Annotated in this window: 10 protein-coding genes; 3 read left to right on the top strand and 7 right to left on the bottom strand. The window is 45.8% G+C overall.

From position 1 onward, the window contains the following. Positions 1 to 247 precede the first annotated feature (247 nt). Positions 248 to 805, top strand: coding sequence for a DUF1439 domain-containing protein (locus ACX5KA_RS16955; RefSeq protein WP_458731719.1), 558 nt, complete (start codon positions 248 to 250; stop codon positions 803 to 805). A gap of 26 nt (positions 806 to 831) precedes the next feature. On the opposite strand, the gene ACX5KA_RS16960 is transcribed toward ACX5KA_RS16955, so the two are convergent. Both ACX5KA_RS16960 and ACX5KA_RS16965 read right to left on the bottom strand, forming a co-directional pair. Further along, a complete protein-coding gene (locus ACX5KA_RS16960) occupies positions 832 to 2,247 on the bottom strand; it encodes an MBL fold metallo-hydrolase RNA specificity domain-containing protein (RefSeq protein ID WP_039223463.1) in 1,416 nt (471 codons plus the stop codon). A gap of 1 nt (position 2,248) precedes the next feature. Then, on the bottom strand, positions 2,249 to 3,922 hold the full coding sequence (locus ACX5KA_RS16965; RefSeq protein WP_039223465.1) for a Na/Pi cotransporter family protein: 1,674 nt from the start codon (positions 3,920 to 3,922) through the stop codon (positions 2,249 to 2,251). Positions 3,923 to 4,192: 270 nt separating this feature from the next. Between ACX5KA_RS16965 and ACX5KA_RS16970 the strand changes: the two genes are divergently transcribed. After that, a complete protein-coding gene (locus ACX5KA_RS16970) occupies positions 4,193 to 5,902 on the top strand; it encodes a protein adenylyltransferase SelO (RefSeq protein ID WP_458731720.1) in 1,710 nt (569 codons plus the stop codon). A 26-nt stretch (positions 5,903 to 5,928) separates the two neighbouring features. Here ACX5KA_RS16970 and ACX5KA_RS16975 read toward each other — a convergent pair whose 3' ends face one another. The 4 genes from ACX5KA_RS16975 to ACX5KA_RS16990 all read right to left on the bottom strand — a co-directional run bounded on the left by ACX5KA_RS16975 (position 5,929) and on the right by ACX5KA_RS16990 (position 10,105). Then, positions 5,929 to 7,134: a M24 family metallopeptidase gene (locus ACX5KA_RS16975; RefSeq protein WP_039223681.1), complete on the bottom strand. Its 1,206-nt coding sequence runs from the start codon at positions 7,132 to 7,134 to the stop codon at positions 5,929 to 5,931. Positions 7,135 to 7,322: 188 nt separating this feature from the next. Next, on the bottom strand, positions 7,323 to 8,441 hold the full coding sequence (locus ACX5KA_RS16980; protein ID WP_458731721.1) for an adenosylhomocysteinase: 1,119 nt from the start codon (positions 8,439 to 8,441) through the stop codon (positions 7,323 to 7,325). Between the two features lie 105 nt (positions 8,442 to 8,546). After that, complete coding sequence (locus ACX5KA_RS16985) at positions 8,547 to 9,758, bottom strand: sensor domain-containing diguanylate cyclase (protein ID WP_458731722.1); 1,212 nt, start codon at positions 9,756 to 9,758, stop codon at positions 8,547 to 8,549. Continuing rightward, positions 9,755 to 10,105, bottom strand: coding sequence for a hypothetical protein (locus ACX5KA_RS16990; RefSeq protein ID WP_458731723.1), 351 nt, complete (start codon positions 10,103 to 10,105; stop codon positions 9,755 to 9,757). The genes ACX5KA_RS16985 and ACX5KA_RS16990 overlap by 4 nt, the downstream gene beginning before the upstream one ends. A gap of 184 nt (positions 10,106 to 10,289) precedes the next feature. Here ACX5KA_RS16990 and ACX5KA_RS16995 point away from each other — a divergent pair, with 184 nt between their 5' ends. Further along, positions 10,290 to 11,222, top strand: a complete 933-nt coding sequence (locus tag ACX5KA_RS16995) for an AEC family transporter (protein WP_458731724.1) — start codon at positions 10,290 to 10,292, stop codon at positions 11,220 to 11,222. 144 nt (positions 11,223 to 11,366) lie between these two features. Here the strand turns inward: ACX5KA_RS16995 and pedF are convergent, their stop codons facing one another. Then, the gene (gene pedF / locus ACX5KA_RS17000; RefSeq protein ID WP_014950662.1) at positions 11,367 to 11,864 is read right to left on the bottom strand and encodes a cytochrome c-550 PedF; all 498 of its coding nucleotides are present in this window, start codon (positions 11,862 to 11,864) and stop codon (positions 11,367 to 11,369) included. Between the last annotated feature and the right edge of the window lie 39 nt (positions 11,865 to 11,903).

The following is an 11,903-nucleotide window of genomic DNA, read 5'->3' on the forward strand; positions in this document are numbered from 1 at the left end:
GAGTGGGCAATGATCTATGCGGATTGGTATTATTAAATGTTGGCAACCCAGTATTTTTTAAGCGTTACGCTTTGCGCCTCTCTCCTACTTATGGATTCCCCGAATAAGCCGCTGTCTTGGCGGTTTAACGATTTCAGTGTTTATTCCTTACCTGAGCCCTTACAATACAAGCACTTCGTTGTTGCAGCATGAGTATTCAAGGCTCACGCTGTGTAATTCAACAACTTATTGCTAAAAGAGACCTTTTATGAGACTTCTACTTTCTGTGGTTTTCGCTATAACTATCGCTGGATGCTCTACCCTTTCACAGCTTTCGGTGTATACCATTTCCAATGCCGAGTTAGAGCAAGTACTTGATAGCCAAGTAACCGAGTTACAAAAACGGACGTCACTTGCCGGTATTCCACTTTATTTAGACGTGGAAGATATGACAGCAACTATAGGTCCAGATGGTAGAGACGTGGTCCAGCTCGGCGCTATTGCCACAGCTCGTATAAGTGCTTTTGGTTTGAATTACCCTGCAAAGGTAAGTCTTGCACTAGAGGGTACGCCCTACTACGACAGTGAAGAAAAGGCGATATTTGTGCGTTCGCTGTCGCTGCTAGATAGCACTATTGATGCGGGTGGCTTTAGAGGTAACTTAGCGCCAGTTAGCAGTGAATTCATGCAGCTCATTAACGGTTACCTGGCGTCCAACCCTATTTACCGATTAGATTCAACAAACAGGGCCGTCAGCCTGCTATCAAGCGTGCCTTTACAGCTCACGGTTGAGCAAGGCCAACTGGCGCTTAGACCGAAGCAATAACACAGTGGCTGTTACTTCCAAGCCGGTTAAAAGCGTATCGTGTCGTTTAGTTGTGGAATAGTAACATTCCACCCTTTTTCTCTTATGGCGCTTTGCAATTCTTGTTTAGCGCCGTCCTCACCGTGAACTAGGTAAACTTTCGGTTGCTTAGTAAAATGCGATAGCCAGCCGATGAGCTGCTCTTGACTTGCGTGTGCCGAGAACCCACCTAGCGTATGAATTTGAGCGCGAACTACAATGTCCTCGCCAGCCATTTTAATATGTGTCGCCCCGTCGATAATTTTTCGTCCCGGCGTACCCATTGCTTGAAAGCCTACGAATACCACGTGAGATTGTTTGCGCCATAGGTTCTGTTTTAAGTGATGCCGAATTCTTCCTCCGTTACACATGCCACTACCAGCAATAATAATGGCGCCGCTAACAACTTTATTTAGGGCAATAGACTCTTCAGTTGACGTTGTGTAACTTAAAATGGGCAGTAAGGAATGTAAGCTTTGGTTGTGGCTATGCGCACGCTCAGCACTATCTTCAATAGCGTCTAAATCTTCTTCATTATAAACATCTTGGTAACGGTGATATATCTCGGTAACCGCGATGGCCATCGGGCTATCTAGAAATACTTTTTGATGACGCAATTTCCCCTGTTGATAGAGCTCACCTAAACGAAAAATGATTTCTTGGGTTCGCCCAACCGCAAATGACGGAATGAGGATGTTTCCGCCATTCTCACTGGCCTGCAAAATCACCTCTTCAAACTCATCAAGGGTGTCTTTCATTGAGCGGTGGTTGCGATCGCCATAGGTCGACTCTAAAAGCACGATATCAGCATCAGTGACTATGTCTGGGTCGCGGAGCAATGCAGCCTGCGAATTACCAAGATCGCCAGAAAAGACCAGCTTTTTAGTCTGACCGTTTTCAGTAATAAATATTTCCACTATTGCTGAACCAAGAATGTGCCCAGCATCAGCGAAGTTAATTTCCACGTCTTGCGTGATTTTACGCTTGGTGTGGTAGCGAGTTGGTATGCATAGTTTCATCACACCGTCCACTTCCTCTTGGCGATACAGGGGTTCGATGAGCGGCTTGCCCGAACGCTGCCGCCGCTTGTTCTCCCACTCAGCATCCCGCTCCTGCAAAGAAGCGGCATCTTTTAGCAACACTTCAATGAGATCAACCGTTGGCCGTGTCATATAAATAGGCCCGCTATAGCCCTCTCTCAACAATATAGGTAATCGCCCGGAATGGTCTAAGTGGGCGTGTGACAGAATAACCGCATCAAGTTGACTGACATCCACTGGCAAGGGTTTATGGTTTTTCGCCTCTTCATCACGCCTACCTTGATATAGGCCGCAATCTAACAACAAGGTGCTATGTTCAGTTTTGAGTAGATGCATAGACCCTGTTACACCTTCCACTGCGCCTAAAAAAGTAAGTGATGCCATATCAGACTCCTTCAATTGTTTTCGAGTTATTCTGACTGTCGCCGTGTATTAAGTTTGCTGTTGTTATACTGTCTTCAACTTGTTGAATACGCACAAAGACTTTGACCCACATTTGTACTATCTGCAGCAGGCACTCCATGCACTCAGTGGCATCTGTCATTTGGGTAACAGCAATGTCACCTTGTGTTGCCCCCATCACAAGTGCTGATTTAACTTTGTGGTGTTCTTTGTCGAGTAAGTCAAACTGAAGACTTAGCGCATCGCTACTATCAAATTGTCTCCAACGCACCATACGCATGAACTCGTTAGTTACCGATAGATAGTTAAGCAGTTGACCTTCCAGCTCAGCCTTAGTGAGGACATCCCGACGCCTGCTCACTGCAGAAATAGCGAGTGCCTTTTGCGCGCTAGATAGCATGTAGTGCTCTACTCGCATGAGCGAGGCCAATGCTTTTGTGGTTTCTTCACTTAAAGCTGCACGCTCTACGTCTACAATAAATTGCGATATGTGTTGGCATAGCGCCTCAACGCCATGTATGTCGTTTTCAACAGCAGTTATTTCACTACTTTGTTGAGAAAATAGTTTGGGGTAAACATGTAAAAAGCGGTCAGATACTGACAACAATTCTAAGATGAGCGCGTTTACTGCCAGGTCAGGGGTTTGAGCAATATTTTTGTCCAAATGCTTAGGTTTTGAGGCCTCTTCTTCAAGAGACACAAACCGCTGCTCAAGAAAGCTTGCAAGCTTGTCGTTCAGAGGAAAGATAAGTGCCACACCCAGCAAATTAAACAGTGTATGGAAAATGGCTAAGGTGATTCCTGGGTCAGCGTCTATTTCTGCAACCGCCGTTACCCAATGAATTAGCCCAAACAATAGCGGTAAAATAAGCGCAGCCACAACGGCGGTCGCTACGTTAAACACAACTTGTGCAGCGGCAACGCGCTTCGCGCTAGAGGTAGCGCCAATTGACGCGAACATAGCCGTAGAGGTTGTGCCTATATTTGCACCAATAACCATTGCGCCGGCGGCATAAATACCCACCATGCCTGAAGTTGCCGCGGTGATGGTAAGCGCGATAGATGCACTAGATGACTGGGTTAGCACAGTCATTACAAAGCCAATCACTAGGTACATAAGAAAACCTTCAACGCCTTCAGCTTTAAACTGACTAAGATCAAAGGTACTTACTATTCCTTCAAAGGCTGTTTTTAAACTGTCTATCCCTACAAAGAAAAGGCCAAAGCCGGCGATGGCGATACCGACTGACGCTAAACGGCTATTGGGCTTTAATAACTTCAGGATCATGCCTACGCCTATCATAGGCAAAGCAACGGCCTGAATATTTAATTTAAAGCCTACCATTGCGACAAGCCAGCCTGTCATGGTGGTGCCGATGTTGGCGCCGTACACTATACCTAAGGCATGGCGCATACTCAGTAAACCGGCGTTAACAAAGCCTAAAGATGCCACGGTGACTGCACTTGAGGACTGCACCAAAGCTGTCATTGCCGCACCCGACACCACGCCTCTAAATGGCGTTTTGCTCCATTTAGCGAGCAAGGTGCGCAGCGCATTACCTGCTGCTAACTTAAGCCCTTCAGTCATCATTCCGATGGCAAGTAAGAACAGACCTAACCCACCAATTATACTACCCAGCAGTACGACACTTTCCATCTACCAGCCTCTTTGCTTTATTCATCGCCGACCATTCGCTATTTCTGATCATTTCTCCTGAGCACTTCGCCAATAAATAAAAGTCGCGGTTGGCGCTTCATACCTTCATAAAAGTATAGATAAGAGTACAATGCGCGTAAGTCTCATTGTTTGTTCTTGGTCAAACAATGAAGAAATATAGCAACGCAATGCACAGCCGTTCAGGGGCTCAACTTGATGATTGAGCACTCGGCAAATGAGTAATAAACCACGGCTACGCAACAAAAGGTGATGGAAGTGACAGAACGTATCAAAACGCTAGATGAATTCGCAAAGCATGTAGATTACTCTTTGCTCGACACGCTCAGTCCAGATCCACAAGCAACCCTTGATGGTAACGACCATGACCCGCGCCAAGTGTTCTCTGGTCACTATGTGCCGGTTACTCCGACCCCATTAACTGCACCGACATACATTGCGCACAGCAAAACTCTGTTTGCCGAATTAGGCTTAGACGACAGCTTCGCTACATCGAAAGATTTCACCCAGCTTTTTTCAGGTGATATGTCGGGTGTACCCGCCCCAATGAAACCTTACGGCTGGGCAACTGGCTACGCACTTTCCATTTATGGGACGGAATATACACAGCAGTGCCCGTTTAGAACGGGGAATGGCTACGGTGACGGACGAGCAATCTCTATTGTTGAAGCAGTATTAAATGGCAAGCGTTGGGAAATGCAGTTAAAAGGCGCGGGTCGCACGCCTTACTGCCGTGGCGCCGATGGGCGCGCCGTATTGCGCTCTAGCGTGCGCGAATTTTTAGTGCAAGAGCACATGCACGCCCTTGGCGTTCCTACCTCACGCTCTCTGAGCTTGTTTATGTCTGAATCAGACACAGTAGACAGACCCTGGTATCGCGAAGGCTCTCATTCCTATGAACCTGAAGTGATGGTCGAAAATATCACGGCCATATCCACCCGCGTCGCCCCTTCCTTCTTGCGCGTTGGGCAAATTGAGCTTTTTGCTAGGCGTGCTCGCTGCAACGAACACAGCGAAGCGCTAAACGAACTAAAAGCCATTGTTAAGCACCTTATCAAGCGAGAGTACTCAAGTGAAATAGACACAACTGCGCCGTTTGAAGAGCAAGTGGTAACGCTGGCTAAGCTATTTAGAGGCCGATTAACTCACCTTGTATCTGAGTGGGTTCGCGTGGGTTACTGTCAGGGCAATTTTAATAGCGACAACTGCGCCGCAGGAGGATTTACTCTCGACTATGGGCCATTCGGCTTTTGTGAGTTTTTTGAAGCAGACTACCAACCTTGGACAGGCGGCGGTCGTCACTTCTCGTTTTTAAACCAGCCCATTGCTGCGCAAAAGAACTTTGATATGTTCTGCCGCTCACTGATGCCGCTAATTGACGGTAACACTGAACAGCTCTCTAAACTTAACGAGATCAACGACGGTTTTTCTGGCGTGATGGAACGCGCCATGGAGAGTATGTGGGCAACAAAGCTTGGCATTGCCAGCTACGACCACGACTTGCTAATTAAGCTGCTGCAATTAATGCTGCGCACAGGCGTGGACTACAATCTGTTTTTCCGAGAGCTATCGTCAATACCAGAAGATATGGCGAGCTTGACGAAAAGCTTTTACTACCCGCCTAAAGCAGAGGTCATGACAGAATGGGAAGCATGGCTACAAACGTGGCGTGAGCGCATTGAAAAGGACGCCGAAACACAAGGTGATGTTACAAACGCTATTGCTGCTACCGCAGAGAATATGCGCAAAGCAAACCCTAAATTCACATGGCGCGAATGGCTAATTGTGCCTGCCTACAAAGCCGCCGAAAACGGTGACTTCACACAAATTCACGAACTTCAGAAGATACTTACTGCACCTTATGATGAGCAATCAAAAGAGGTAGAGAATAAGTACTACCAGCTGCGCCCACTTGAATTTTTCAGTGCGGGCGGTGTGGCGCACTACAGCTGCTCTTCGTAAGAAAGAGCAGCTTAATTTTAGTTTACTTATAAAGAGTCAATCGATTCGCTAGGCTCAGTAAACCACACAGGGCCATCTTCGGTCATATAAAAGTGATCTTCTAAGCGAATACCGAACTCGTTTGGTACTACGATCATAGGTTCGTTACTAAAACACATACCAGATGCTAGCGGGTGAGGATTGTCTTTTACCAAATACGGCCATTCGTGAATATCCATGCCTATGCCGTGCCCGGTTCGATGGGGCAAACCTGGTAAGTTATAGTCTGGTCCTAAGCCATCTTTAGCTAAGCTGTCTCGCGCGGCTTTATCCACATCGCCACAGGGAACACCAACTTTTGCAGCGTTAAATGCGGCAAGCTGCGCGCGCTTTTCGCTTTCCCATAATGCTCGTTGCTTATCGGTTGGCTCACCAAAACAATAGGTTCTCGTGATATCAGAGAGGTAGCCATGCACCTTACAGCCAGTATCAATCAATACTAAGTCGTTCTTCTTTAGTACTTGAGGGTCTTTAACGCCGTGGGGAAACGACGTGGCTTTTCCAAAAAGTACAATGCAAAAATAGTTACCAGCAGCCCCCACTTTCTTATGTGCATCGTTAATAAATGCTTCAACTTCTGTCGTGGTAATGCCTTCATAAAGCATACTGGCAGTCGCTTTGTGCACAGCTAGGGTCATGTCCATAGCGCGTTGAATAAGCGCGAGTTCACTTTCAGATTTGTGCATGCGACAGTGTGCTGTTACCTCTGCACCATTGATAATTTGCCAAGATTGGCCAAGCATCTTGTTCAAACCATCTACGATAAAAAACTGGGTCGACTCATCTACACCCAGTTTATCGCCACCAGCGGTATTTAGCTTATCTAGCATAGCTATGACAAGCGCGTATGGGCTCTCGTGCTCTTGCCAGCCAATTATGTCACCTTCCACTAATTTGCGTTCGTTTAAAGAGTCGATTTCAAAGGTAGGGGCCAGATATACAAGGTCACCTTTTGCAGGCAAAAGCGCTCCGACTAAACGTTCACTGGCGTACCACTGCATTCCGGTAAAATACGCTAAGTTAGTACCAGCGTTTAAGTAAAGCGCACCAATGCCATTTTCCTGCATATAATGCTGCGCCTTGGCAATGCGGGCTTTGTATTCAGAGAGCTCTATGGGGCGCAGATCGCCTGTCATGTTGACAAGGCTATCTAAAGCCTGCTGTGGTGTTTTTGTACCTATTATTTTGCCCATTTTTTTCGTCCCTACACTGGCGTAAGGCTGATTGTCTATTGGAATGATCATCAGCCCGCCTTAACTATGAATTTATTAAAACGGGCTCACTGTACAACATTCAATAGGAATGTCGAGATAAGCAGAGCTGGCTGGACCTTTTGTACTGCGTACTTAAAGATAAACACTCTCTTATGATTTGCTGCGCTTTAAAGCGCACTTTTCCACGCGGCCTCTGGTAACAAGTACAAGCCTTTTTTGCTTTTTGCACCTTCATTCACGATAAAGCCGATGCCTGCAGCCATGACGGCCAAGGTTACGTCGAAGGCATTAATGCTGTCACCATAGCCCGCAGTTAAGTTAAACATAGAGCCATCGGCTAAAAGATACAGTGTTTTATCGCCCAGTTTATAGGCATTTACATAAGGCATTGGCTCACTGTGGGTAGCGTTGTTTTTAAGGTAAGGCACATCAATTTCTTGGGCTACATGGCCTACGTTTAAAATAAACGTTCCGTCTTTCATGTTGTCTAGATGATTCGAATTCACCACACCATACGCACCAGTTGCAGTAGCAATAACGTCAGCCTGGCTAGCCGCTTCATTTAAATCAACCACTGGCCAGCCGTCGTATTTCGCTTGAAGCGCTCTTGCTGGGTCAAGTTCTGCTACTTGAACCTGTGCTCCGAAGGCCTTTGCTGAGGCAGCAACACCCTGCCCCACCAAACCATAGCCAATAACAACCACTACTTTTTCGTGCAGGGTTAGATGAGTGGTTTGGAAGAAGGTTTGCCATGCGCTTAAGCCCACCATGTGCCTGTTGTGAAGCCCTTCTTTTACCGGCAAATCATCCCAGTTAAATATTGGATAGTTTGGCGCCATACCATTTAAACGGTTAATGCCAGAGCCCGTTACTTCTAAGCCCGATACAATGCTCGGTACTGGTTTATTTGCTTTTATGTTTTCGTGTAGTCGAGTTGTCAGATCAGCGCCCATTTCACACAAATGGGTAGGCTGCCACGCCAGCGCTTTATCGAATGACTCAGACCAGTCAGCCTCGCTCATATCACGCCATGCATGGGCCGTTGCGCCTTTATCAACAAGATAAGATACCACGTCATCTTGCACTGTAGTGGGGTTACACGTGGTAAGAAAAATGTCGCATCCTCGTGAGAGTAGCCCTTCAACCAAAGGCGCCATTTTCAAATCTAAATGCATGTTGCAAGCAAGTTTAACGTTCGACAGATCGGGAAGTGATGCAATGGCATTACGAGTGCGCGGCATATGAAGGCTAGCCCACGCCAACTCTGCTTGAAAATCTTGGTACATGAAAAGGATACTCTGAGAAAATGAAAAGCAGAATCATACGTGAGAATGCTGTATTTATAAATCAGCTAGATACTTCCCTTTATTTCTCCTCTCGGTTTTTTTCTCTTATTCTGAATCTTCCTCCCAAAGCACCACTTTGTTTCGACCTTTCGCTTTCGCTAGGTACAAGGCTTGGTCTGACTGTTTAATGAGAACATTTATATTCTCTTCGCCTAGCGAGGTTCCTGCCACACCTATACTTACTGTCACTCGTATGAATTTGTTGATGTCGTGGGTGAAAAGGTGTACGCGGAGATTCTCGGCAATTTGCTTGGCGTAGTGCACCCGAGTATTGGGCAAAAATACCAAAAACTCTTCGCCGCCCCAGCGAAAGGTAATGTCAGAGCCCCTAACTTGCCCTTTAATTTCTTCAGCGACTTTTTTCAGCACCTTGTCACCCATGTCATGACCATATTTATCGTTGATACCTTTAAACCAATCAATATCAATGAGCATAACCGACATGAACTTATTACTGCGCTTTCCCATCTCCCAAATAGGATAAACTAAGTCTTCAAAAGCTCGCCGATTATAAAGCGACGTAAGTGGATCGAGCCTTGCGTCACGCTCGGCGTTTCTGCGCGCTTGCTGTACTTGTTTGTAGTTAAATGCCAGTGAAATAGATAGCAAAGACATTTCCAACACCATACCGATTTCAATGCCTCTAAATGCCCATTTCGAGTATGGAATAAGCCCCCATGTGGCTAGACTCGACACCATCGCACCGCCGGTTCCGCATAAAATGGCTGGAAGGAAAAATTTAGCTAATGTGTCGCCATTACGGTAAGCAAAAATTCCTATCAACAACATCCAAATCGCTATTGTGGTTAAAACGGCAAGCTGCGACATCACCGCGAAAGAGCGACTTCCAATCAATACAATGGTGACAGCGAGTGCGCCCAATGCGCCATAGATATACTTCCTACACCGATAGAGCGTTGGTAGATAGAGTTGGGTATTAAGAAATTCGATGGTGAATCTAACCGCACTGAACAAATACAAAAACATTAGCGCGGGCAAAAGCCACTGTTGAAGGAATATCGATTCTGGCCAAAGCCACCAGAAACCATGACCGGTATAAGTGAAGTTAAATAGCAAAAACGAGAGAAGGTATAAGGAATAAAGCAGGTAGCGCCGTTCTTTGAGATAGGAGTATAGAACCAAGTTGTAGACCAATAAAATAACGAGTGCGCCGTACAACGCGCCATAAAAATACGCATTTTCCGTTGTCTTGTTTTTAGCAACTACTGGTGGCCCTACGTATATGGGGATCGTCATAGGATCTTCAGAGGAAGAAAAGGTACGTTTATTGGGCTATTTTTAGCAATACGAGTAACAAGAACACCATATGTATCTAATTCAACAGCCAACACACCCCAAACCGTGTTACCAGTGAACCCATAACTAACGCGCCCTTTAGTATTATTTATAAGTGTATTCTGCTGATATTTAGTCAGGATGTCTTCAGCAGTAAGCTGACTACCTTCCTCGTAATACATCCACAGCTTGTCGTTAACTAACTGCATTTTATCTAGAGACGCAGTACTTTTAGCGTAAGCGTGAGAGAGCCCGCCCCACAAGCAATTAACTATTACAAAACCAATAAATAAAAGAAGTGCTTTCATACATCAATTCTTTTGAATAGGGGCTTTTAAACACAGGGCTAGCTTTTGTATCGGCAACCCTTTCTTATATAAATATTAAGTTACGCTTATCAAAACCGTTTGTGAATAGGTTAAATTCATCAATATTCTACAAATGCGTTTTTATGTTGTTTCGTTTCCACATGTAAAGGCTTACGTATCTTTTATGCTTAGTTTTATTACCAGCACGCTGATTCCTGTTTTGATCCTTCTGTTAATGGGATGGCTATTTTTTCGCATTAAATGGCTCAATGAAGGGTTCATAGAAGCTGGCTCTAAACTGGTATTTAACGTTGCGCTCCCTGCGCTATTATTTTTATCGATAGCGCGAGCAGACTTTTCTAAAGCCGCCAACCTATCGCTGATAGGCGTTGGAGTTATGGGCACGCTCATTGTTTTTGCCGCTCTGATGATTACCTCTCATCTGACCGTACATCCGTACAAAGCCAGAGGTGTGGTTGTACAAGGCGGTTTCAGAGCCAATATGGGCATTATTGGCCTTGCTTATTGTGCCAATACCTATGGGCAAGAAGGGCTTGCTGTAGCCTCGGTCTATATGGGGTGTATTACTATATTGTTTAACGTATTGTCTGGCTTTGTTCTTAATTTTTATCAAGGCACGTCGCGTTCTTTGTTGGGTCAAGTTACTGGCATGGCGAAAAACCCGCTGATTCTTTCTATCGCGGCAGCGCTCCCCTTCTCTTACTTCGAATGGCAATTGCCCACCACCTTGATAAAAACCGGTGAATACTTTGCGCAGCTAACACTACCACTTGCACTTATTTGTACCGGTGCTTCCCTACAGTTCCGCTCATTCTCCAGTGACTGGTTTAACATTGTGCTTAGCACAACCAGTAAATGCGTGGTTTATCCCACCATATTAGTCGCGTTTGCCTATGCTTTTGGATTTAGAGGTATGGAACTGGGCATTGTTCTTCTTCTCGCCATTTCACCTACTGCTGCAGCAAGCTATGTCATGGTTAGAAACTTAGGCGGTGATTATCGTTTGGCGGCAAGTATCATCGCAGTGAGCACATTGGCATCTCTGCCTATTACCGCCCTCGCCTTTGGAATATTAAGTAAACTACGGCTGGTGTGATGAAAATACGTCTTTGTTAAGCGCATTTTAAGTTTATAAACAGTGAAGAGTGAGGCTATTGATGTATTGTTAGACGGTATTGGAAACGAAAAGCGCCGGGTAACTCGACGTTAACCCGGCGAAAAAGGCGTAACAGACGTCGCCCTAATCTGCTTCTATCTCACCCTCTTCAATGGCCACAACGCGACGTGCTTCAACGTAGGTTTTAATAGCCCAAAGTGTTTCTTGATCTAAGATAGGATCGGTTTGACCTTCAGGAATACCACCAAGTGCAGGCATGCCTTTCGCCGAGCCAAAACGCAAGCGCTCAACGAACCATTCGTCGTCTTCAAAGCTTTCTGGGTCGAGTTCACGAAGGTCTGGGTTTATTCCGCCAGACTGCGCGTGCAAGCCGTGACAACCTGCACAGTTATTTGCATAAGCTGACTCACCAAACTTGATGACCTTCGTTTTGGTTTCTTCATCAAGGCTTCGATATGGGTTTTCAAACACCCAGCCATTTTCAGACTCATCGCCATCAGTGATTGGCGGCATAGCTGAGCTATCTGCGCCTTGAGGGATAACATTTCCATGTGCTAGCACGTGGCCAGACAAGCCAGTTACCACGAGTGCCGCAAACAACATCGATATTTTTGTTTTCATAATTCATACATCCTCAAAAGACTATGAATTAAGTATACG

Source organism: Alteromonas alvinellae, assembly GCF_902705805.1.